Source organism: Bradyrhizobium sp. P5_C12 (assembly GCF_054049735.1).
This window is the reverse complement of sequence record NZ_JBFULU010000049.1, coordinates 1-20797: the sequence shown is the minus strand read 5'-3', so window position 1 is coordinate 20797 and position 20797 is coordinate 1. Positions and strand designations below refer to the sequence as shown.

The window sequence follows — 20797 nt, the reverse complement described above, 5'->3', positions numbered from 1 at the left end:
GGGGCGGTCCGAAGGACCGGACCCGGAATGACTCGATTGTCGCTCAGACCGTCTTCTCCGGCCACCGGCAGAGATCGTTGATCAGGCATACCTCGCAGCGCGGCTTGCGCGCGAGGCAGGTGTAGCGGCCATGCAGGATCAGCCAATGATGCGCATGCAGCATGAACTCGGACGGGATCACCTTTTCGAGACCGAGCTCGACCTCGAGCGGCGTCTTGCCCGGCGCAAGCCCGGTGCGGTTGCCGACCCGGAAGACATGCGTGTCGACCGCCATGGTGTGCTCGCCAAAGGCCATGTTGAGCACGACATTGGCGGTCTTGCGCCCGGCGCCGGGCAATGACTCGATCTCCGCGCGCGTGCGCGGCACCTCGCCGCCGAACTCGCTGAGCAGCTTGGCCGACAGCCCGATCACGTTCTTCGCCTTGGTGCGGTAGAGCCCAATGGTCTTGATGTACTCGCGCAAGCGCTCCTCGCCGAGATCGAGCATCTTCTGCGGGGTGTCTGCGACCTCGAACAATGCGCGCGTGGCCTTGTTGACGCCGGCGTCGGTGGCCTGTGCCGACAGCACCACCGCAACCAGCAGCGTGAACGGATTGACGTGCTCGAGCTCCCCCTTCGGCTCCGGATTGGCCTTGCGGAAACGGCTGAAGACCTCATGGATCTCGGCTGGCGTCCAGGGTTTTGCAGGCTTGGATTTTGCGGGCTTGGGTTTTGTGGCCTTGATCAATGTCTTCGCGGACGCCTTCGGCTTCGCGGCGGCCGGCGTTGCCTTTTTCTTCGGCAGCGCCGGTTTGCGCGCGGCTGCCTTGCGGATGATTTTTGCCATGATCGGGATATACTGAGGGACGATGAGCACAGGCAACGAAATTGAGCGCGAGAAATCTGCAAGCGAACCAGAGCCGCAGATCTTCTCCGCGCTGCTGACGCCGCACCGCTCGCTGAACCGCACCGGCTTCCTCGCCGTGATGCTGTTCCTGAGCGTCGTCAGCTTCGTCACCGGCATCGTGTTCCTGATGATGGGGGCGTGGCCGGTGCTCGGCTTCTTCGGCCTCGACGTGCTGGTGATCTGGTGGGCCTTCAAGGTCAATTTCCGTACCGCGCGGGCGAGCGAGCAGATTGTGGTTACCCCGTCCGAGTTGCGCGTGCGCCGCATCAGCCATCGCGGCCAGGTCGCCGAATGGACGTTCAATCCGCTCTGGGTCCGGCTCGACCTGGAGGTCGACGAGGATTTTGGCCTCGAACACCTCTACCTGATCTCGCGCGGCCGCCGGCTCCAGCTCGCCGGCTTTTTGGGGCCTGAAGAAAAAGCAAGCTTTTACAATGGCTTGGTTGAGGCGCTGAACGCCGCCAAGCGCGGACCGACCTTCAACCCCATTCGCTGATGTCACGTCGGAAATCGGGTGGTTTCGAACCGCCCCCGCTCCTACATTTCCGGTCATGATGACACTCGCCATACATGATCAGCGCCTGGCCAAGCCGGGCCCCCAGAACGCCGCGCTGCGCGACTATGACTCGGTGCGCCGGGCGATCGCCTTCATCTCGGAGAACTGGCGCGCGCAGCCGACCATCGAGGCGATGGCGGATGCGGCCGGCGTCACGCCGGATGAGCTGCACCATCTGTTCCGCCGCTGGGCCTCGCTCACGCCGAAGGCCTTCATGCAGGCGCTGACGCTCGACCATGCCAAGGGGCTGTTGCGCGATTCCGCGAGCGTGCTCGACGCGGCGCTCGACTCCGGCCTCTCAGGTCCGGGCCGGCTGCACGATCTCTTCGTCACGCATGAAGCGATGTCGCCGGGTGAATGGAAGAACGGCGGCGCAGGCCTCACCTTGCGCTACGGCTTTCATCCCTCGCCCTTCGGCACCGCCATCGTGATCGCGACCGATCGCGGATTGTCGGGACTTGCCTTCGCCGATCCCGGCGACGAAAAAGCAGCGCTTGCCGACATGACGCGACGCTGGCGCAACGCAACTTACGTCGAGGATCACGAAGGCACCGCGCCGCTCGCACAGCGCATCTTCGATAAAAAGCTGTGGCGGCCCGACCAGCCGCTGCGCGTGGTCATGATCGGCACCGATTTCGAGGTGCGGGTGTGGGAGACGCTGCTGAAGATCCCGATGGGCCGCGCGGTGTCCTATTCCGACATCGCCTGCAAGATCGACAGCCCAAGGGCCTCGCGCGCCGTCGGCGCCGCGATCGGCAAGAATCCGGTCTCGTTCGTCGTCCCCTGCCACCGCGCGCTCGGCAAGAGCGGCACGCTCACCGGCTATCACTGGGGCATCACCCGCAAGCAGGCGATGCTGGGCTGGGAAGCCGGGCAGGTGGGGATGCAGTGATTGTCTGATGTCGTTCCGGGGCGATGCAAAGCATCGAACCATGGTGCGCAATTGCGCACCTGAGAACCTCGAGATTCCGGGTTCGCCCTTCGGGCGCCCCGGAATGACGGCGTCTGTTACCCCGCCAGATCCAGCTTCGAGGCCACGGTCGAATCCGCGTTGAGGCGGTAGATGATCGGCACACCGGTGGCGAGCTCGCGCTTCAAAATGCCTTCGGGCGAGAGCTTTTCCAGCACCATGATCAGCGCGCGCAGCGAATTGCCGTGGGCGGCGACGAGCGTGCGCTTGCCGTTGAGCACGCCGGGCAGGATTTCCTGAACGTAATACGGCAGTGCGCGCGCGAGCGTGTCCTTCAGGCTTTCGCCGCCGGGCGGCGGCACGTCGTAGGAGCGGCGCCAGACCAGCACCTGGTCCTCGCCCCACTTCTTGCGCGCGTCGTCCTTGTTCAGCCCGGAGAGATCGCCATAGTCGCGCTCGTTCAGCGCGAGGTCCTTCGACGTCGGCAGACCCTTCTGGTCGAGTTCGCCAAGGATGAGATCGAGCGTGTGCTGCGCGCGCGTCAGCACCGAGGTGTAGGCGACGTCGAACACGAGCCCCTGCGCCTTCAGCTTGCGGCCGGCTTCCCTCGCCTCGGTCACGCCGAGCTCGGTGAGATCGGGATCCTTCCAGCCCGTGAACAGGTTCTTCAGATTCCATTCGCTCTGGCCATGGCGCACGAGCACGAGAAGACGTTCGCTCATCAACTGCTTTCCGTTTTGTTCAGATGTCGGACAGGCCGAGCACGTCGGCCATCGAGTAGAGTCCCGGACTCTTGCCGTGCGCCCACAACGCCGCCTTCAGCGCGCCATGGGCGAACAGCATGCGATCCTCGGCATGGTGCGAGAGCGTCAGGCGCTCGAACGGACCGAGGAAGCTCACGCTGTGATCGCCGGCCGCGGTGCCGCCGCGCAAGGAGGCGAAGCCGATGTCGCCGGGCCGCCGCGCACCGGTGATGCCGTCGCGGCCGCGCGCCGCATGCTCATCGAGCGAGACGCCGCGGCCGGCCGCGGCGGCCTGGCCCAGCATCAGCGCCGTGCCCGAGGGCGCATCGATTTTCATGCGATGATGGGTCTCGACGACCTCGATGTCGAAGCTCGCATCGAGCGCCTTGGCGACGCGCTTGACCACGGCGGCGAGCAAATTGACGCCCAGGCTCATATTGCCGGACTGCACCACGACCGCGCGGTTGGTGACGCTCTTGATCACGGCGTTGTCGGAGGCTGACAGGCCCGTCGTGCCGATGACATGCACGAGGCCGCGCTGGGCGGCGATCGCGACATTGGCGATGGTCGCCGCGGGCACGGTGAAATCCAGAATGCCGTCGGCGTCCTTCGACAACTCCCAGAGGTCGGCAGAGAGCTTGATGCCGTTGGCAGGGAGACCCGCGAGCACGCCGGCATCCTTGCCGAGCAGCTCAGATCCCGGCGCCTCCAGCGCGCCGGCCAGCACCGCGCCATTGGTCTCGGCAATCGCCCGCGTCAGCGCCCGGCCCATCCGGCCGCCGGCTCCAGCAACAATCAAGCGCATGTCGGACATGGTGTGATCCTCTCAGGTGCGTTGTAGCGGGGGGACGCAGTTCCGGCAACCGAGGGGGAGCAGTCGGCGGTGACGCCACGTTCACCGTCATTCCGGGGCGGCTCGCAGAGCCGAACCCGGAATCTCGGTGTGCCTCAGCCGTCAGACGGCTGCGGGCCGTCATAACCCTCGATGATGATGAGGTCGGCGACCGAGTGCGGCTGCCGCACCTTGATGTTGGCCTGGTATTCCGGCGAGTTGTAGCAGGCGATCGCGGTCTCGTAGTCCGGGAATTCGATCACGACGTTGCGGGTGCGGCTGGCGCCTTCGACGGTGGTGAACTTGCCGCCGCGGACGACGAAGCGGCCGCCCCATTTCTTGAAGATCGCGCCGTTGGCGACGACATACGGCTTGTAGCCCTCGTCATTGTTCACATCGACGCGCCCGATCCAGTAGCCTTTTGCCATTGTTCTTCTCCCTTGTGGTTGTCTCTATTTGAGCATGATCTGACCGGAAAACCGCTGCACACTTTTCCGGATCATGCTCCCAGCGCCTGCGCAATCTCGGCCTGGATTGCGTCAGCCGTTGCCCTGGGGTCGGCGGCTTCCACCACCGGCCGCCCGACGACGAGATAGTCTGCGCCCGCGGTGATCGCACGGCCCGGCGTCATGATGCGCTTCTGGTCGCCGCTCGCCGCGCCCGCCGGCCGGATGCCGGGGGTGACCAAACTCATCTGATGACCGACGATCTTGCGCAGGCTGCCCACTTCTTCCGGCGAGCAGACGAGACCGTCGACGCCGAGCACCTGCGCCTGCTGCGCACGCGCTTCGACCAGCTCGGAGACGCCGAGCCGGTAGCCGGCCGCATGCAGATCGTCGTCGTTGTAGGATGTCAGCACCGTGACGGCGAGGATCTTCAGGCTGGCGCTGCCGCGGCCTTCGACCGCGCCCTTCATGGTCTGCGGGTAGGCGTGCACGGTGAGGAAGGTCGCGCCCAGCCTGGTGATGCTCTCGACACCTTGCGCCACCGTGTTGCCGATGTCGTGCAGCTTGAGATCGAGGAAGACCTTCTTGCCCTTGTCGGCGAGCTTTCCGACCAGCGGCAGACCACCGGCATAAGCGAGCCGATAGCCGATCTTGTAGAAAGTGACGCTGTCGCCGAGCCTTGCGATCATCGCTTCCGCGGCATCAACGCTCGGCAGATCGAGCGCGACGATCAGGCGGTCTTTCGGGGCGATTTCGGCTGGCGTCATGTCACCTCACATCATGCGTTGAGAAATGTCGATCAACTGCCGCACCATCTCCTTCAGCGCGTCGATATCGCCCTGGTTCTTGAGCCTGTCCATATCGTCATAGGCCTCGTGGGCAAAGGCGAGCGTGAGCTGGCTGGCGATCACATTGGCGTGGCAGGAGGTCAGGATCAGCCGCAAGGCCTGAAGCGCGCGGGCCGCGCCGAGCCGGCTCTGCGAGGCGCCGGCGAGCGCAAAGACGCGGTTGCGGAACACCTCGCCGCGCGCCTCATGCAGCTCATGCACGCGGCTGACCCAGTCGATGGCGTTCTTCAGCAGCGGCGGCACCGAGGCGTTGTATTCGGGCGTGACGATCAACACGCCATGGTGCGCACCGATCATGCGCTTGAGGTTGATCGCATGCTTCGGAACGCCGGACTTGGCCTGGAGATCGCCGTCATAGATCGGCAGCGGAAAATCGGCGAGCGAGATGCGGGTGATGTCGACGCCGGCCTGGGCGAATTCATACGCGGCGACCGCCGCCAGCTTCGCATTATGCGAGCCGGTGCGCAGCGAGCCGGGAATGATCAGGATCCTGGGTGCGGACATCCGCTTCCATGCGTTCGGCGAAACGAGCCCGCCGCGCAAAAAGGGAAGCCGGCGGAATTAGTCCTTGCGATACACCCAGACGCGGGCCGGCGGAAGGTTCATCCAGATCCGTTCCGAGGCCTCTGTGGACACGCCGGGCAGCGATTTCGGGATCGGCGGCACCACCGCATAGGTGAACTGCACGAAGGGGGCGCCGGGCGCGAGCGCCGTGAAGGCGTCGCGGACGAGCCGCAGCCGCGTCAGCATCGGTTTTGTGACAAGCGGCAGGCCGGAGACGACCGCGGAGGCCGGCGCGCTCAGCACGTTCCAGAGCGTGTCGCGCAGGCGATAGGCATCGCCCTGCACCACCTTGGCTTGCGGATAACGGTCGCGCAGCAGCGCACAGAAGCCGGGATTGTATTCGACCAGCACAAGACGCTTCTGGTCGACGCCGCGCTCAACCAGGGCCGAGGTGATGGCGCCGGTGCCGGGTCCGAGCTCGACCACCGGTGCGTCCGAATTGACGTCGACGTAATGAGCCATGGTCCGGGCAAGCAGCTTGCCCGACGGCATCACCGCCCCCATGTGCAGGGGCTTTTCGATCCATGATCGGAGAAAACGCACCTCGTCATCAAGACGGGGCTTCTTCAACGCACGCGCGGACGACGGCAATGGCATGTCTGGACCGGACGGGACGAGACCGCGTGACCGCGGCGTGTCAGAAAATGGTCATAAACAGGTATAGGCCGAAGGCGGTACGGTCAAGACGGCTCAACTCGCCCGATTACCGAAGAAATCCTTGACCTTGGTGAAGAAGCCCTCGGATTCCGGCTGGGTGTTGCCGGAGGAAAGCTTTTCGAACTCGGCCAGCAATTCCTGCTGCTTCTTGGTGAGGTTCTGCGGCGTTTCGACCACGACCTGGACGTACATGTCGCCCATCTGGCGCGAGCGCAGCACCGGCATGCCTTTTGATGCGATGCGGAATCGACGGCTGGACTGGGTCCCCGCCGGCACCTTCACCTTGGTCTTGCCCTTCTCGATGGTCGGCACCTCGAATTCACCGCCAAGCGCCGCCGTCACCATCGAGATCGGAACGCGGCAATGCAGATCGGCGCCGTCGCGCTGGAAGAACTGGTGGTGGGCCAGCGACAGGAAGATGTAGAGGTCGCCGGGCGGGCCGCCGCGGACGCCAGCCTCGCCTTCGCCGGCGAGCCTGATCCGCGTGCCGTCCTCGACGCCCGGGGGAATGTTGACCGACAGCGTCCGCTCGCGGGTCACCCGGCCCTGGCCCGAGCAGGACGGGCAGGCGTCCTCGATCATCTGGCCGCGTCCCTGACAGCCGGGACAGGTGCGCTCCAACGTGAAGAAGCCCTGCGACTGCCGCACGCGGCCGGCGCCGCCGCAGCTCGAGCAGGTCTTCGGCTTGGTGCCGGCCTTGGCGCCGATGCCCGAGCAGGCCTCGCAGGTGACCGAGACCGGGATCTCGATCTGCGCGGTCTTGCCGCCGAAGGCTTCCTCGAGGGTGATTTCCATGTTGTAGCGCAGGTCGGCGCCGCGCTCGCGGCCGCCGCGGCCGCGCTGTCCGGCCATGCCGAACAGGTCCTCGAAAATGTCGGAGAAGGACGACGCGAAGCCCGCGCCGAAACCGGCGCCGCCACCGGGACCGCCCTGCTCGAAGGCGGCATGACCGAAACGGTCATAGGCCGCGCGCTTGTCCTTGTCCTTGAGGACCTCGTAGGCCTCGTTGATTTCCTTGAAGCGGACTTCGCTGGTGTCATCCCCCGGATTGCGGTCGGGATGAAATTTCATCGCAAGCTTGCGGAACGACGATTTCAGGACGGAATCGTCGGCGGAGCGTTCGACTTCGAGGGTCTCGTAATAGCAGCGCTTGGTGGACATGTCTGACTCGGTCTATCCAATCGCGATTCAAGTCGGGGCGAAACAACGTCGCCACGCGACGATATAGGCAGCCTTCCGCGTTGCGGCAGAGGGCAGCGTGGCGGCGTTGAGCATAGCGGCTGGGAATTGATCGATCGTAACGGGGCCGATCGCAACAGAGCCTTGCTCCGTCCCTTGCCCCGTCATACCCGACACGAAGGCCTCCCCCCTGAGGGGGGAGGCTGGTGCAGCGTGTGGGGTCCAAGCCGTCCGCATCATGACCCTCGCGGGCTTATGCAGACTTCTTGTTGTTCTTGTCGTCGTCGACTTCGGTGAATTCCGCGTCGACGACGTCGTCCTTGGCCGCATCCTTCTTGGCGTCGGCCTCGGCCTGCTGCTTGTACATGGCTTCGCCGAGCTTCATCGAAGCCTGGGCCAGCGTGTTGGTCTTGGCCTTGATCGCCTCGGCATCGTCGCCCTTCAGCGCTTCCTTGAGATCGCTGACGGCATCCTCGATGGCGCGGCGCTCAGTCTCGGCGACCTTCGAACCATGCTCGGCCAGCGCCTTCTCGGTGGAATGCACCAGTCCGTCCGCATCGTTCTTGGCGGTCACCGCCTCGCGGCGCTTCTTGTCCGCCTCGGCATTGGCCTCGGCGTCTTTGACCATCTTCTCGATGTCGGCTTCCGACAGACCGCCGGAGGCCTGGATGCGGATCTGCTGCTCCTTGCCGGTGGCCTTGTCCTTGGCCGAGACGTTGACGATGCCGTTGGCGTCGATGTCGAAGGTCACCTCGATCTGCGGCATGCCGCGCGGAGCCGGCGGAATGCCCATCAGGTCGAACTGGCCGAGCATCTTGTTGTCGGCCGCCATTTCACGCTCGCCCTGGAAGACGCGGATGGTGACCGCGTTCTGGCTGTCCTCGGCGGTCGAGAACACCTGGCTCTTCTTGGTCGGGATCGTGGTGTTGCGGTCGATGATGCGGGTGAACACGCCGCCCAGCGTCTCGATGCCCAGCGACAGCGGGGTCACGTCGAGCAGCAGCACGTCCTTGACGTCGCCCTGGAGCACGCCGGCCTGGATCGCGGCACCGATTGCCACGACTTCGTCCGGGTTGACGCCCTTGTGCGGCTCCTTGCCGAACAGCTGCTTCACGACTTCCTGGACCTTCGGCATGCGCGACATGCCGCCGACCAGAACGACTTCACCGATCTCACCGGCGGTGACGCCGGCATCCTTCAGCGCCTTGCGGCAGGGCTCGACGGTCTTCTGCACGAGGTCGTCGACCAGCGCTTCGAACTTGGCGCGGGTGAGCTTCATCGTCAGATGCTTCGGGCCGGTCTGGTCCGCGGTGATGAAGGGCAGGTTGATCTCGGTCTGCGTCGTCGAGGACAGCTCGATCTTGGCCTTTTCAGCGGCCTCTTTCAGGCGCTGCAAGGCGAGCTTGTCGTTGCGCAGGTTGATGCCCTGCTCCTTCTGGAACTCGTCGGCCAAATAGCCCACGAGGCGCATGTCGAAGTCTTCGCCGCCGAGGAAGGTGTCGCCGTTGGTCGACTTCACCTCGAACACGCCGTCGCCGATTTCGAGAATGGAGATATCGAAGGTGCCGCCGCCGAGATCGTACACGGCGATCGTGCCGGTCTTGGTCTTGTCCAGGCCATAGGCGAGCGCGGCCGCGGTCGGCTCGTTGATGATGCGGAGCACTTCGAGGCCCGCGATCTTGCCGGCGTCCTTGGTCGCCTGGCGCTGGGCGTCGTTGAAGTAGGCGGGAACGGTGATGACGGCCTGGTCGACCTTCTGGCCGAGATGGGCCTCCGCGGTCTCCTTCATCTTCTGCAGGATGAAAGCGGAGACCTGCGAGGGCGAGTAGGTCTGGCCGTCGGCCTCGACCCAGGCGTCGCCGTTGGAAGCCTTCACGATCTTGTACGGAACGAGCTTCTTGTCCTTCTCGACCATCGGGTCGTCGTAGCGGCGGCCGATGAGGCGCTTCACTGCGAAGAAGGTGCGCTCGGGATTGGTGACGGCCTGACGCTTGGCAGGCTGGCCGACGAGGCGCTCACCGTCGTCCGTCACGGCGACGATCGAAGGCGTCGTGCGCATGCCTTCGGAATTCTCGATGACTTTGGCGTTCTTGCCATCCATTACGGCGACGCACGAATTCGTGGTGCCGAGGTCGATCCCAATGACCTTTCCCATGGTCCTGATATCCTTGTTTTTGCGGCAGGCTGGTTGGGCCCAGAAGGCACCCGGTCCAAACCCCCTAAGATCAAACATCCGCGATATTGCGATGGTTGACGCTCATATAGGAGGGGGGGAGGGGCCCGCAAGGACCGAACGCAAGTTTCGGCCGTGAAAACATTGGGTTTTGGAAGATCATATCCGGGCTGAACCACCCTTGCGGGTGAGGAAATATTAACAGGTCCGGCTGTCGGCCGGCCCCTCCCGGTGGTCCGCCGCACCCTGTTACGGCGACCCCAAACCCGCTAAAAGGCGGGCGGCCGGACGCCTCCTCGGCGAGGCGGTCTTGCGCGACAATGCGGCCCGGTGGTCCACCATCGAACGGCCTCAATGTGAACCAATCAGAGTGCCCATGAAGCTGATCCGCCCCCTCGCCGCGCTCGCCCTGCTCGCCGCCACGGCATTTCCGGCCCTTGCCGCCGACGCCGTCTTCCCGCCCGGGCTGCGCCTCGGCATGGTGCCGCTGATCGGCCTCGGCACGGCAAAAACCTTTCCGGGCTTCGAGAGCGAGGACGGCAACGTCAAGGTGCTGATCACCGAGCTGCCGCCGGCGGCCTATGGCGAGGTCGTGAGCGCCTTCAATTCCAATCCGGCCGGCGCCAATGGCGTCAAGCAGGACAAGATCGAGACCCCCGCGGGCCTCGCCTATTTCACCACCGAAAGCGGCAAGGCCGGCGACACCCCGGTGAAGCGCTATTCGATGATCGTGCCGGGCGCCGGCTTCTCCGGCTATGTCGCGGTGCAGATCCCGGAGAATGCGACCAAGATCTACACCGACGAGGCGGTGCGGCAGATGTTCGCGAGCGCCGTGACCCGCAAGCAGGTCTCGGCCGAGGAGCAGATCGCGCTGATGCCGTTCAAGATCACCGATCTCGCCGATTTCAAGGATGTCCGCACGCTGGCGCCGGGCTCGAGCATCATCCTGGCCGACGGCGACGAGACCACAGGCTATGAGTCGAAGCCGTTCATGATCCTCGGCCTGATCGGCGCCACCCCGCAGCAGGCCGACGACCGCGCCCGCTTCGCCCAGGAGGCGGCGCTCCAGATCCCCGGCGTGCGCGAATCCCGCGTCACCATGTCCGAGCCGATCCGCATCAACGGCCAGCAGGGTTTCGAGACCCGGATCGACGGCGTCAGCGGCAAGGACAAGACCCCGGTGACCGTGGTGCAGTGGATCCGCTTCTCGAGCGGCGGCGCCTCGCTACGCATCATCGCCAGCGCCCCGCGCGACCAGTGGCAAGCCGCCTTCACCCGCTTCCGCGCCGTGCGCGACGGCATCCAGCCGAAGGGTTAGCGAAGGCGGCTCCACATCCTCGGTGTCGTCCCGGCGGAGGCCGGGACCCATCACCACAGGGCGTGGTTGCGGGGCGCGCTGGTAACTCCGAGTCTTCGCAAAACTATTGCTGCGGCGTATGGGTCCCGGCCTTCGCCGGGACGACGTGACGATAGCGCGCTTAAGCACTCACCAAAGCCGGCTGCATTTTCGGGCTTCTGTTCGTACACAAGCGGAACTAGGCTCCTGCCCAATCGGGTTCATCCTGGAGGGAGGCGAACGATGCTGGATCGGCGACAAATCTTGGCGGCGCTTGGGACGGGCGCCCTCGCAGCGATCGCTCCAACCGCGCTCTTTGCAGCCGCATCGATCAAGCCGGATGAATCATCCGCGCTGCTCGTGATCGACGTGCAGAACTGCTTCCTTCCAGGCGGCAGTCTCGCGGTGAAGGAAGGCGAGCAGGTCGTGCCCGTCATCAACAAAATGGCAAAAGCGTTCGCGAATGTGGTGATGACGCAGGACTGGCACACGCCCGGCCATATCTCGTTCGCCTCGGTTCATTCCGGCAAGAAGCCGTTCGAGACCGTCGACCTGCCCTATGGCAAGCAGGTGCTGTGGCCCGACCATTGCGTGCAGGGCACCGACGGCGCCGCGCTGTCGAAGGACCTTTCGATCCCGCACGCCGAGCTCATCATCCGCAAGGGCTTTCACAAGGACGTCGACAGCTATTCGGCCTTCCTCGAAGCCGACGGCAAGACCTCGACCGGCCTCGCCGGCTATCTGAAGGGGCGCAAGATCAAGCGCGTCTTCGTCGCTGGGCTGGCGACGGATTTCTGCGTCGCCTGGACCGCGCTCGACGCGCGCAAGGCGGGCTTCGAGGTCTATGTCGTGGAGGACGCCTGCCGCGGCATCGACACGCAGGGCTCGCTGGCAAAAGCCTGGGCCGACATGGCCAAGGCCGGCGTGAAGCGGATTCAGTCGGCGGACATCGCGGCGAGCGCGTAAGACTTTCACGCGGTCATTCCGGGGCGATGCGAAGCATCGAGCCCGGAATCTCGAGATTCTCAGGTGCGCACCGTCAGTTCGATGCTTTGCATCGCCCCGGAATGACGCCCAAACTCAGTTGGCCGCGCCGCTCGACTCGTTGTTGTTCGCCGCGGGTGCAGCCTTCGCGCCGCCCTTGGCGACGCCGACGAGAGCGGGGCGCAGCACCCGGTCGCCGATGGTGTAGCCGGCCTGCATAACCTGCACCACGGTGCCCGCAGGCACCGACGGATCCGGCACTTCGAACATCGCCTGCTGGAAGTTCGGATCGAACTTCTGGCCCGAGGGGTCGAACTTCTTCACGCCGTGCTTTTCCAGCGCATTGAGCAACGAGCGCTCGGTGAGCTCGACGCCCTCGATCAACGATGTCAGGCCGGGATCGGCGGCGGCACGGGCCTCGGCCGGAACCGCGTCCAGCGCGCGCTGGAGATTGTCGGCGATGTCGAGCACGTCGCGGGCGAAGCCGGTGATGCCGTAGAGGCGGGCGTCGGCCACCTCCTTGGCGGTGCGCTTGCGCAGATTTTCCATCTCGGCCAGCGTCCGCAGCATGCGGTCGCGCGCCTCGGCGGCCTCCTGCTGCAACAGCTCGACCGAGCCGGGCTCGGGATCGTCGGGCATCACATAGGGCTTTGACACCACGGGCTCGCCGGTCGCAGCGGTCGTGTCTTCGGGTTGCCGGTCTCGATCGTTCATCGGCTCTCTTTTCGTATTCGTCTCAGGGGTTTTCTCGCCCGCATATCGTGCTTCGGACGCCGAAAATCAAGCGCCCGTGATCGACTGGGCCGCCGGTCAGCCGCCCAGCAGGCGACTGACGATGCGGGCGGCGTAGTCCACGGTCGGGATCACGCGGGCATAATTCAGCCGCGTCGGCCCGATCACGCCCAAAACGCCGACGATATGGCCGGCGGCATCCCGATAGGGCGAGATGATGGTGGAGGAGCCTGACAAGGAAAACAGTTTGTTCTCCGAGCCGATGAAGATCCGCACGCCCTCGGCGGTCTCGGCGCGGCCGAGCAGGTCGATGACGCCGCGCTTGGTCTCGAGGTCGTCGAACAGGAGGCGCACCCGCTCCAGATCCTCCAGCGCATGCAGGTCTTCGAGCAGATTGGCGTGGCCGCGGACGATGAGCTGGCGGTCCTCGTTCTCGCCGCCGGACCAGCTGGCGATGCCGGCCGAGATCACCTTCTGCGTCAGCTGATCGAGCTCGGTGCGCGCCTCGCCGAGCGCGGTCTCGAGTTCCAGCCGCGCCTCGGCCAGGGTCCGGCCCCGGATTCGTGCATTGAGGAAGTTGCCGGCTTCGGTCAGGGCCGAGGATGGAACCCCCGGCGGCAGCGTCAGCACACGGTTTTCGACCTGACCATCCTCGCCGACCAGGATCACCAGCGCCTTTTCCGGTTCCAACCGGACGAATTCGATGTGTTTCAGCCGCGCATTGGATTTCGGCGTCAGCACGACGGCGGCGGCCCGGGTCAGGCCGGAGAGCCGCGTCAACGCCTCCTCCAGCGCGGCCTCGACCGATTGCGCCTGGCCGACCGAGGTCAACTGGCTCTGGATCGCCTGCCGTTCGCCGTCATTGAGATCGCCGACCTGCATCAGGGCGTCGACGAAGAAGCGCAGCCCGAGTTCCGTCGGCAGTCGGCCGGCAGAGGTGTGTGGGGCATAGATCAGGCCGAGCTGTTCCAGGTCGGCCATGACATTGCGGACCGAGGCCGGCGACAGCGGCATGGCGATCAGGCGCGAGATATTGCGCGAGCCGACCGGCTCGCCGGTCGCGAGATAACTCTCGACGATTTGACGAAAGATGTCGCGAGACCGCTCGTTGAGCTGGGCGAGGCCTGCGCGCGGCGCGATCAGATGGATCGGATCGTGATGGGCCACAGACGTCAACTCCTCTCGGATGCTTGTAACTTGTCTATCCGGGAGGCCGCTGACAAGCGTGGTTTTGCGGTTGCTTGAAGGTTGCCTGGGGACCGAAAAGGCCTTGCCGCCCATCCCCACCCCACCTACAAGCACCGCGAATAGCCTTTTCCCGTGAGTTTTGGAGGAATTCCCATGCGGCCAAGCCGCCGTGCGCCCGATGAATTGCGCCCCGTGACGCTGGAGCGTGGCGTGGTCAAATATGCGGAAGGCTCCTGCCTGGTGAAGTTCGGCGACACCCATGTGCTGGTCACCGCGACGCTGGAAGAGCGCCTGCCGCCGTGGCTGAAGGGCCAGGGCCGCGGCTGGGTCACCGCCGAATACGGCATGCTGCCGCGCGCCACGCTGGAACGCACCCGCCGCGAGGCTTCCGCCGGAAAGCAGAGTGGCCGCACCGTGGAAATCCAGCGCCTGATCGGGCGCTCGTTGCGCACCATCGTCGATCTCGAAGCGCTCGGCGAGCGCCAGATCACGGTCGATTGCGACGTGATCCAGGCCGATGGCGGCACCCGCACGGCCTCGATCACCGGCGCCTGGGTCGCGCTCGCCGACTGCATCAGCTGGATGAAGGCGCGCAACATGATCAAGGCCAATGTGATGCGCGACAACGTCGCCGCGATCTCCTGCGGCATCTACAACGGCACGCCGGTGCTCGATCTCGACTATGCCGAGGATTCGGAAGCCCAGACCGACGCCAATTTCGTCATGACCGGCGATGGCCGCATCATCGAGGTGCAGGGAACCGCGGAGCGCGAGCCGTTCACGGAAGCCGAGTTCCTGGCGCTGATGGCGCTGGCGCGCAAGGGCGTCGCACGTCTCGTGGACTTGCAGAAACTGGCCGTGGCGTAGTCAATAGGCCATGCACCGCCGAATCACAGGCCAACTCGTGATCGCGACCCACAATCCCGGCAAGCTCGCCGAGATGCGGGAGCTGCTCGCGCCGCACGGCGTCGAGGCGGTCTCGGCCGGAGAGCTCGGCCTGCCCGAGCCGGAAGAGACCGGCCATGATTTCCGCAGCAATGCGGCGATCAAGGCGATCGCGGCGGCGCAGGCGACCAAGCTTCCCGCGTTCGCCGATGATTCCGGCATCGTGGTCGACGCGCTCGACGGCGCACCCGGCATCTACAGCGCGCGCTGGGCCGGTCCGACCAAGGATTTCACCGCGGCGATGACGCGGATCGAGCGCCTGTTGCTGGAGCGCGGCGCCACCGCGCCCGACAAGCGCAAGGCGCACTTCGTCTCCGCGCTCTGCGTTGCCTGGCCCGATGATCATCGCGAAGAGGTCGAGGCGCGCGTCGACGGCACGCTGGTGTGGCCGCCGCGCGGCACCGCCGGCTTCGGCTACGATCCAATGTTCTTGCCCGACGGCCACAGCCGCACCTTCGGCGAGATGGAGAGCATCGAGAAGCACGGCCTGCCGCCGCTCGGTCTTGGCCTGTCGCACCGCGCCCGCGCCTTCGTGAAACTGGCGGAGATCTGCCTTGAGCCGCGCTAAGGAAGCCTTCGGCGTCTATGTGCACTGGCCGTTCTGCCTGTCGAAGTGCCCGTACTGCGACTTCAACAGCCATGTCCGCCACGCCGCGATCGACGAGGCACGCTTTGCGAGCGCCTTCGCGCGCGAGATTGAGACAACGGCGCAGCGCGCGCCGGGCCGCGAAGTGACCTCGATCTTCCTCGGCGGCGGCACGCCGTCCTTGATGCAGCCCGCGACCGTCGGCGCGGTGCTCGATTCGATCGGCAAGCACTGGAAGGTCGCGGGCGATGTCGAAGTGACGCTGGAGGCGAACCCGACCAGCGTCGAGGCCACGCGCTTTGCCGGCTATCGCGCYGCCGGCGTCAACCGCGTCTCGCTCGGCGTGCAGGCGCTCGACGATGCTTCGCTGAAAGCGCTGGGCCGGATGCACAGCGCGCGCGAGGCGCTCGACGCGGTCGCCATCGCGCGCCGCTCGTTCGATCGCTATTCGTTCGATCTGATCTACGCCCGCCCCGACCAGACGCCGGCGATGTGGGCCGATGAACTCCGGCATGCGATCGACGAGGCGGCCGAGCATCTCTCGCTCTACCAGCTCACGATCGAGGAAGGCACGCCGTTCTTCGGCCTGCACCAGGCCGGCAAATTGAAGACACCGGACGAAGCGGTCGCGCGCGCGCTGTACGACGTGACGCAGGAAACCTGCGACAAGCTCGGGCTGCCCGCCTACGAGATTTCCAACCACGCGCGGCACGGCGCCGAGTGCCGGCACAATCTGGTCTATTGGCGCGGCCACGAATACGCCGGCATCGGACCGGGCGCACACGGCCGCCTCGACATCGACGGCATCAGGCATGCGACCGCCACCGAGAAGCGGCCCGAAGCCTGGCTGATGCGGGTCGAGACCAACGGCGATGGCGTCGTCACCGACGATCTCCTCAACAGCGAAGAACGTGCCGACGAATTCCTGCTGATGGGATTGCGCCTCGCCGAGGGCATCGACCCCGAGCGCTACAGCGCGCTCTCCGGCCGCCCGCTCGATCCCAAACGCATCGCGCTGCTGCGCGAAGAAGGCGCGATCATCGTGGATGCGACGGGCCGGTTGCGGGTGACCAGCAGCGGTTTCCCGGTACTGGATGCCGTGGTCGCGGATCTCGCGGCGTAACGAGCTGCCGTAGGGTGGGTTAGCCCTGCAGATGCGCAAAGCGCATCTGCAGGCGTAACCCACCAACTTCGTCCCGCGTGCGCGGAAGCATGGTGGGTTACGCCTTCGGCTAACCCACCCTACGGCACTGCGCTCCATCCGGGCTACGAAACCAACTACGCCCCAAAACTCTTCGGCGAACCCGCCACTGCCACACCGCCGCCGGTCGTCACCTTCATCACCGCGAGGCCGCGCTCATTCGTCCCGTCGGCGCGGAAGCGGAACAGGCCGTCGATGCCGGCGAAGCCGGAAGGGTTGGTGAGCACGTCGGAGGAGAAGCGCGTGGTGCCTTGCGTGCGCGCGAGCGCTGCGACCAGCGCCACCGCGTCATAGGCGAGCGTTGCGGTGCGCACGGGCTCGGCACCGTATTTGGTGCGGTAGCGGCCGGAGAAGGCGCGGAAGCCGGCCGGATCCGGCGCGGCATAGAGACCGCCTTGAAGCGCAGAGCTGGCATAGACGCGCGGATTGTCCCACAGGCCGGTGCCGAGCAACTGGATGTTGCGCAAATTCGCACCCGCCGCGGTCAGCGCATCCGCCACCGCGACGACGGCGTCACCATCATCGGCAATGAACAGCGCATCGGCGCTGCCGAGCTGCTGCGCCACGGTCCGCGCCGGCGTGGCGCGATCGGCGCCGTATTTCTCGAACGCGACGATGCGTCCGCCACGCCGCGGCACCGCCGCCTTCACCGCCGCCTCGACGACATTGCCATAGGCATTGTCGGGCACGAGCGCGGCGAAGGAGCGCTTACCGACGCTGGCGGAATATTCGACGATGCGGTTGACGTCGGATTCCGGCAGGAAGGAGAGCAGGTAGACGCCGCGGCCGGCAATGCTGGAATCGGTCGAGAACGCGATCACCGAGATGCCGCGGGTGCGCGCGACCTGCGCCACCGCGGGCACCGACTGGGCAAACAGCGGCCCCAGAATGACCTCCGCGCCTTCGTCGAGCGCCTGCTGCGCGCCCTGCTGGGCGCCTTGCGGGCTGCCATTATCGTCCTTGATCAGCAGCTGGATGTTGGGATTCTGGAATTCGGCCAGCGCCATCTCGGCGGCGTTGCGCATGGATTGCGCGGCCAAACCGGCGTTGCCGGCGGCCGAGAGCGGCAGGATCACGGCGACCTTCACCCCGCCGGTGCCGGCGGTCGTGGCCTGTTGCGGCGGACCCCCAGGCTGCGCCGGCGGCGAGGAGCTGCTGAAGGGATTGGAAAACTGGCTGAGGCTCTGCTGCACGCCGGCGCAGGCCGACAACAGCGGCGCGCCGAGCAACAGCCCAAGCGCGCTCCGCCGGGTCGCCCCTGATAATCGGGAGCCCTGAACGGGAGATTTTGGATCGCGCGGGCCCAGCATCACAGCTTCTCTTCTGACCGGCGTCGCCAGCCGGTCACAACATTCTTTCCACGACACAAGCCGCGGATTCAGGCATATTGTCGGCAAATAGTTAACTAAAACAAAAGGATAATGACCGCTTAACGCGGCCGCACCTCAAGCCCTGGCTAGCTGTCCGCCATCCGTCACCCGCATCAAGGCGGCGTTTCCGCCGCGAATATGGCGCTGACACTTCATTCCCTCTGGAATGTGATGCCGGATGGATCACATTCCAGCCCTTCCTCACCCCTGACCTGGCGCGATCTTTTTCCGAGGACCGGTTCCCAGCCCCGGGGATCATGCCTAAGTTCGTTTCATTATGCGCGCAAAGCCGAGCCCGATAAATACACCTGAGACTACGGATCCCGCCCCGCGCGGGTTTTCCATCGATGCCCATCGGCTGGCGGCGCCGAAGGCGGCGCCGGGCCTGCATCTGGTCGCGACCCCGATCGGCAATCTCGGCGACATCACGCTGCGCGCGCTTCAGACGCTCGCCGGGGTCGATATGATCGCCTGCGAGGACACCCGCATCACGCGGCGCCTGACCGAACGCTACGACATCTCGGCGCCACTCAAGCCCTATCACGAGCACAACGCGGAAGCCGCGCGGCCAAAAATTCTGGAGGCGCTGGGGCAGGGCGGCTCCATCGCGCTGGTGTCGGACGCCGGCACGCCGCTGATCTCCGATCCCGGCTTCAAGCTGGTGCGCGAGGTCTGCGCGGCCGGCCATGCGGTGTTCGCACTGCCGGGCCCGTCCTCGGTGCTGGCGGCGCTGTCGGTGGCGGCGCTGCCGACCGACCGCTTCTTCTTTGAGGGCTTTCTGCCGGCCAAGGCCACCGCCCGTCGCAACCGCCTGACCGAGCTCGCCCGTATCGATGCGACGCTGGTGATGTTCGAATCCGGCAACCGCGTGCAGGACACGCTGGCCGAGCTCGCTGGCATCATGGGGAGCCGCGAAGCCGCGATCTGCCGCGAGCTGACCAAGCTGCATGAGGAGATTTCGCGCGCGACGCTGCATGAGCTTGCGCGCGACGCGGACACGCTGGAAACGCGCGGCGAATTCGTGCTGGTGATTGGCCCGCCCGCGGCTGACGCGGAGGTGATGGCGGCCGGCGCGCTCGACGACCTCCTGCGCGGGCAGCTTGCCACCCACAGCGTCAAGGACGCGGTGGCGCATGCGGTCGAGCTGTCGGGGCGGCCGCGCCGCGAGGTCTATGCCCGTGCGCTCGCGCTTGCGAAGGACTTGCGGGGCGGCGATGGCGAAGACTGACGGCGCGACGCCCGCGGAACCAAAGATCGCCTCGCCGGAGCGGGTCGCCGCGTTCCGCACCGGCATCTCGGCCGAGAGCCGCGCCGCGGCCTTCCTCATGGCGAAGGGCTATCGCATCCTCGCCAAACGCTACCGCACCCCGCATGGCGAGATCGACATCGTGGCGCGCCGCCGCAACCTGATCGCCTTCGTCGAGGTCAAGGCCCGGGCGACGCTGGATGACGCCGCCTTTGCCGTGACGCCGCGCCAACAGCAGCGCATCATCGACGCCGCGCAGGGCTGGCTCGCCGCGCATCCCGAGCATGCGGAATTCGAACTGCGATTCGACGCCATGCTGATTGCGCCGCGGTCACTTCCGCGCCATGTGTTGGCGGCATTCGACGCCTCGACCTGAAAGGCAGACCATGAAACTGAACGTCGCCGTCCAGATGGACCCCATCGCCCGCATCAACATCAAGGGCGATTCCACCTTCGCGCTGCTTCTGGAGGCGCAGAGGCGCGGCCACGGCCTGTCCTATTACACGCCCGACAAGCTCTCGATGGTCGGCGATGAAATCGTGGCTCCCGTTCAGCTCCTGACCGTGCGCGACGAGCCCGGCGATCACTTCACCCTCGGCGAGCCGCGCCGCGAGGCGCTGAACGGCTTTGACGTGGTGCTGCTGCGCCAGGACCCGCCGTTCGACCTCGCCTACATCACCTCGACGCATTTGCTCGAGCGCATTCACCCCAAGACGATGGTGGTCAACGATCCCGCTTCGGTGCGCAACGCGCCGGAAAAGCTGTTCGTGATGAACTTTCCGCAGCTGATGCCGCCGACACTGATCTCGCGCGACTTGGATGAGATCAACGCCTTCCGCGACCGGCACGGCGCCGTCGTGATGAAGCCGTTGCACGGCCATGGCGGCGCGGCGGTGTTCCGCGTGATGCCGCAGGACATGAATTTCGGCTCGCTGTTCGACATGTTCTCGGTCACCTTCAAGGAGGCCTGGGTGATCCAGCAGTTCATCCCCGAGGTGAAGCACGGCGACAAGCGCATCATCCTGGTCAATGGCGAGTTTGCCGGCGCCGTGAACCGCGTGCCCGCGGCCGACGACCTCCGCTCCAACATGGTGCGCGGCGGAGCGGCGCAGGAGACCGAGCTCACCCCGCGCGAACGCGAGATCTGCGCGACCGTCGGCCCGGCGCTGCGCGAGCGCGGCCTGCTGTTCGTCGGCATCGACGTCATCAACGGCAACCTCACCGAGATCAACGTGACCTCGCCGACCGGCATCCGCGCCATCGCCCGGCTCGGCGGCCCGGACGTCGCGGCCAAGGTCTGGGACGCGATCGAGCAGAAGCGGGCGAAGTAGGGCGGAAGTGACCGCGTAGAGGACGCGCACGGCCACTCTCCAACGTCGTCCCGGCGAAGGCCGGGACCCATAACCCCAGGGAGG

The 20797-nt window shown here is 65.8% G+C and carries 22 protein-coding genes; 10 read left to right on the top strand and 12 right to left on the bottom strand.

The window, feature by feature from the left end; all coding sequences use genetic code 11:
- Positions 1-43 precede the first annotated feature (43 nt).
- Complete coding sequence (gene nth / locus ACXJMY_RS31140) at positions 44-826, bottom strand: endonuclease III (protein ID WP_456623175.1); 783 nt, start codon at positions 824-826, stop codon at positions 44-46.
- 22 nt (positions 827-848) lie between these two features.
- Between nth and ACXJMY_RS31135 the strand changes: the two genes are divergently transcribed.
- Both ACXJMY_RS31135 and ACXJMY_RS31130 read left to right on the top strand, forming a co-directional pair.
- Positions 849-1382, top strand: a complete 534-nt coding sequence (locus ACXJMY_RS31135; protein WP_456623174.1) for a DUF2244 domain-containing protein — start codon at positions 849-851, stop codon at positions 1380-1382.
- 55 nt (positions 1383-1437) lie between these two features.
- Complete coding sequence (locus ACXJMY_RS31130; RefSeq protein ID WP_456623173.1) at positions 1438-2334, top strand: methylated-DNA--[protein]-cysteine S-methyltransferase; 897 nt, start codon at positions 1438-1440, stop codon at positions 2332-2334.
- Between the two features lie 116 nt (positions 2335-2450).
- On the opposite strand, the gene ACXJMY_RS31125 is transcribed toward ACXJMY_RS31130, so the two are convergent.
- The 8 genes from ACXJMY_RS31125 to dnaK form a co-directional block, all read right to left on the bottom strand.
- The gene (locus ACXJMY_RS31125) at positions 2451-3074 is read right to left on the bottom strand and encodes a 2,3-bisphosphoglycerate-dependent phosphoglycerate mutase (RefSeq protein ID WP_456623172.1); all 624 of its coding nucleotides are present in this window, start codon (positions 3072-3074) and stop codon (positions 2451-2453) included.
- A 19-nt stretch (positions 3075-3093) separates the two neighbouring features.
- Positions 3094-3909 carry a 4-hydroxy-tetrahydrodipicolinate reductase gene (gene dapB / locus ACXJMY_RS31120; RefSeq protein WP_456623171.1) on the bottom strand — a complete coding sequence of 272 codons (816 nt, stop codon included), beginning with the start codon at positions 3907-3909 and terminating at the stop codon, positions 3094-3096.
- A gap of 134 nt (positions 3910-4043) precedes the next feature.
- The gene (locus ACXJMY_RS31115) at positions 4044-4355 is read right to left on the bottom strand and encodes a DUF1330 domain-containing protein (RefSeq protein ID WP_456623170.1); all 312 of its coding nucleotides are present in this window, start codon (positions 4353-4355) and stop codon (positions 4044-4046) included.
- Between the two features lie 71 nt (positions 4356-4426).
- Positions 4427-5140: an orotidine-5'-phosphate decarboxylase gene (gene pyrF, locus ACXJMY_RS31110; protein ID WP_456623169.1), complete on the bottom strand. Its 714-nt coding sequence runs from the start codon at positions 5138-5140 to the stop codon at positions 4427-4429.
- Between the two features lie 6 nt (positions 5141-5146).
- Entirely contained in the window at positions 5147-5725 is a 579-nt protein-coding gene (locus ACXJMY_RS31105; protein ID WP_456623168.1) for an NADPH-dependent FMN reductase, read from the bottom strand.
- 57 nt (positions 5726-5782) lie between these two features.
- A complete protein-coding gene (locus tag ACXJMY_RS31100) occupies positions 5783-6382 on the bottom strand; it encodes a class I SAM-dependent methyltransferase (RefSeq protein ID WP_092190255.1) in 600 nt (199 codons plus the stop codon).
- Between the two features lie 93 nt (positions 6383-6475).
- Positions 6476-7603, bottom strand: coding sequence for a molecular chaperone DnaJ (dnaJ, locus tag ACXJMY_RS31095; protein WP_456623167.1), 1128 nt, complete (start codon positions 7601-7603; stop codon positions 6476-6478).
- A gap of 271 nt (positions 7604-7874) precedes the next feature.
- On the bottom strand, positions 7875-9776 hold the full coding sequence (gene dnaK / locus ACXJMY_RS31090) for a molecular chaperone DnaK (protein WP_456623166.1): 1902 nt from the start codon (positions 9774-9776) through the stop codon (positions 7875-7877).
- 394 nt (positions 9777-10170) lie between these two features.
- On the opposite strand from dnaK, the gene ACXJMY_RS31085 reads away from it, so the two are divergent.
- Both ACXJMY_RS31085 and pncA read left to right on the top strand, forming a co-directional pair.
- On the top strand, positions 10171-11112 hold the full coding sequence (locus tag ACXJMY_RS31085; RefSeq protein ID WP_456623165.1) for a hypothetical protein: 942 nt from the start codon (positions 10171-10173) through the stop codon (positions 11110-11112).
- A gap of 261 nt (positions 11113-11373) precedes the next feature.
- Positions 11374-12096, top strand: coding sequence for a bifunctional nicotinamidase/pyrazinamidase (pncA, locus tag ACXJMY_RS31080; RefSeq protein WP_456623164.1), 723 nt, complete (start codon positions 11374-11376; stop codon positions 12094-12096).
- Positions 12097-12210: 114 nt separating this feature from the next.
- Here the strand turns inward: pncA and grpE are convergent, their stop codons facing one another.
- Both grpE and hrcA read right to left on the bottom strand, forming a co-directional pair.
- A complete protein-coding gene (grpE, locus tag ACXJMY_RS31075; protein WP_456623163.1) occupies positions 12211-12828 on the bottom strand; it encodes a nucleotide exchange factor GrpE in 618 nt (205 codons plus the stop codon).
- 96 nt (positions 12829-12924) lie between these two features.
- Complete coding sequence (hrcA, locus tag ACXJMY_RS31070) at positions 12925-14013, bottom strand: heat-inducible transcriptional repressor HrcA (protein ID WP_456623162.1); 1089 nt, start codon at positions 14011-14013, stop codon at positions 12925-12927.
- Between the two features lie 174 nt (positions 14014-14187).
- On the opposite strand from hrcA, the gene rph reads away from it, so the two are divergent.
- From rph to hemW, 3 genes are read left to right on the top strand one after another with little or no spacing between them, the layout of a single operon-like run.
- A complete protein-coding gene (gene rph, locus ACXJMY_RS31065; RefSeq protein WP_456623161.1) occupies positions 14188-14901 on the top strand; it encodes a ribonuclease PH in 714 nt (237 codons plus the stop codon).
- Positions 14902-14911: 10 nt separating this feature from the next.
- Complete coding sequence (rdgB, locus tag ACXJMY_RS31060; protein ID WP_456623160.1) at positions 14912-15547, top strand: RdgB/HAM1 family non-canonical purine NTP pyrophosphatase; 636 nt, start codon at positions 14912-14914, stop codon at positions 15545-15547.
- Complete coding sequence (hemW, locus tag ACXJMY_RS31055; RefSeq protein WP_456623159.1) at positions 15534-16688, top strand: radical SAM family heme chaperone HemW; 1155 nt, start codon at positions 15534-15536, stop codon at positions 16686-16688. The genes rdgB and hemW overlap by 14 nt, the downstream gene beginning before the upstream one ends.
- A 155-nt stretch (positions 16689-16843) precedes the next feature.
- Here hemW and ACXJMY_RS31050 read toward each other — a convergent pair whose 3' ends face one another.
- Complete coding sequence (locus tag ACXJMY_RS31050) at positions 16844-18076, bottom strand: penicillin-binding protein activator (RefSeq protein WP_456623158.1); 1233 nt, start codon at positions 18074-18076, stop codon at positions 16844-16846.
- Between the two features lie 337 nt (positions 18077-18413).
- On the opposite strand from ACXJMY_RS31050, the gene rsmI reads away from it, so the two are divergent.
- Genes rsmI through gshB form a run of 3 tightly spaced genes read left to right on the top strand, consistent with a single transcriptional unit; the run spans position 18414 to position 20713 of the window.
- Positions 18414-19364 carry a 16S rRNA (cytidine(1402)-2'-O)-methyltransferase gene (rsmI, locus tag ACXJMY_RS31045; RefSeq protein ID WP_456623157.1) on the top strand — a complete coding sequence of 317 codons (951 nt, stop codon included), beginning with the start codon at positions 18414-18416 and terminating at the stop codon, positions 19362-19364.
- Positions 19351-19758, top strand: a complete 408-nt coding sequence (locus ACXJMY_RS31040) for a YraN family protein (protein WP_456623156.1) — start codon at positions 19351-19353, stop codon at positions 19756-19758. Before rsmI ends, ACXJMY_RS31040 begins: the two co-directional genes overlap by 14 nt.
- Before the next feature lie 10 nt (positions 19759-19768).
- Positions 19769-20713, top strand: coding sequence for a glutathione synthase (gene gshB / locus ACXJMY_RS31035; protein ID WP_456623155.1), 945 nt, complete (start codon positions 19769-19771; stop codon positions 20711-20713).
- Positions 20714-20797: the final 84 nt, after the last annotated feature.

What these genes read in the sequence shown, in the direction of transcription:
- ACXJMY_RS31135 (WP_456623174.1), top strand. Translation starts at nt 849, where the DNA reads ATGAGCACAGGCAACGAAATTGAGCGCGAGAAATCTGCAAGCGAACCA.
- ACXJMY_RS31040 (WP_456623156.1), top strand. Translation starts at nt 19,351, where the DNA reads ATGGCGAAGACTGACGGCGCGACGCCCGCGGAACCAAAGATCGCCTCG.
- gshB (WP_456623155.1), top strand. Translation starts at nt 19,769, where the DNA reads ATGAAACTGAACGTCGCCGTCCAGATGGACCCCATCGCCCGCATCAAC.
- ACXJMY_RS31100 (WP_092190255.1), bottom strand. Translation starts at nt 6,382, where the DNA reads ATGCCATTGCCGTCGTCCGCGCGTGCGTTGAAGAAGCCCCGTCTTGAT.
- ACXJMY_RS31105 (WP_456623168.1), bottom strand. Translation starts at nt 5,725, where the DNA reads ATGTCCGCACCCAGGATCCTGATCATTCCCGGCTCGCTGCGCACCGGC.
- ACXJMY_RS31085 (WP_456623165.1), top strand. Translation starts at nt 10,171, where the DNA reads ATGAAGCTGATCCGCCCCCTCGCCGCGCTCGCCCTGCTCGCCGCCACG.
- pncA (WP_456623164.1), top strand. Translation starts at nt 11,374, where the DNA reads ATGCTGGATCGGCGACAAATCTTGGCGGCGCTTGGGACGGGCGCCCTC.
- dapB (WP_456623171.1), bottom strand. Translation starts at nt 3,909, where the DNA reads ATGTCCGACATGCGCTTGATTGTTGCTGGAGCCGGCGGCCGGATGGGC.
- ACXJMY_RS31050 (WP_456623158.1), bottom strand. Translation starts at nt 18,076, where the DNA reads ATGCTGGGCCCGCGCGATCCAAAATCTCCCGTTCAGGGCTCCCGATTA.
- ACXJMY_RS31130 (WP_456623173.1), top strand. Translation starts at nt 1,438, where the DNA reads ATGATGACACTCGCCATACATGATCAGCGCCTGGCCAAGCCGGGCCCC.
- rph (WP_456623161.1), top strand. Translation starts at nt 14,188, where the DNA reads ATGCGGCCAAGCCGCCGTGCGCCCGATGAATTGCGCCCCGTGACGCTG.
- rdgB (WP_456623160.1), top strand. Translation starts at nt 14,912, where the DNA reads ATGCACCGCCGAATCACAGGCCAACTCGTGATCGCGACCCACAATCCC.
- pyrF (WP_456623169.1), bottom strand. Translation starts at nt 5,140, where the DNA reads ATGACGCCAGCCGAAATCGCCCCGAAAGACCGCCTGATCGTCGCGCTC.
- dnaK (WP_456623166.1), bottom strand. Translation starts at nt 9,776, where the DNA reads ATGGGAAAGGTCATTGGGATCGACCTCGGCACCACGAATTCGTGCGTC.
- ACXJMY_RS31125 (WP_456623172.1), bottom strand. Translation starts at nt 3,074, where the DNA reads ATGAGCGAACGTCTTCTCGTGCTCGTGCGCCATGGCCAGAGCGAATGG.
- ACXJMY_RS31115 (WP_456623170.1), bottom strand. Translation starts at nt 4,355, where the DNA reads ATGGCAAAAGGCTACTGGATCGGGCGCGTCGATGTGAACAATGACGAG.
- nth (WP_456623175.1), bottom strand. Translation starts at nt 826, where the DNA reads ATGGCAAAAATCATCCGCAAGGCAGCCGCGCGCAAACCGGCGCTGCCG.
- dnaJ (WP_456623167.1), bottom strand. Translation starts at nt 7,603, where the DNA reads ATGTCCACCAAGCGCTGCTATTACGAGACCCTCGAAGTCGAACGCTCC.
- rsmI (WP_456623157.1), top strand. Translation starts at nt 18,414, where the DNA reads ATGCGCGCAAAGCCGAGCCCGATAAATACACCTGAGACTACGGATCCC.
- grpE (WP_456623163.1), bottom strand. Translation starts at nt 12,828, where the DNA reads ATGAACGATCGAGACCGGCAACCCGAAGACACGACCGCTGCGACCGGC.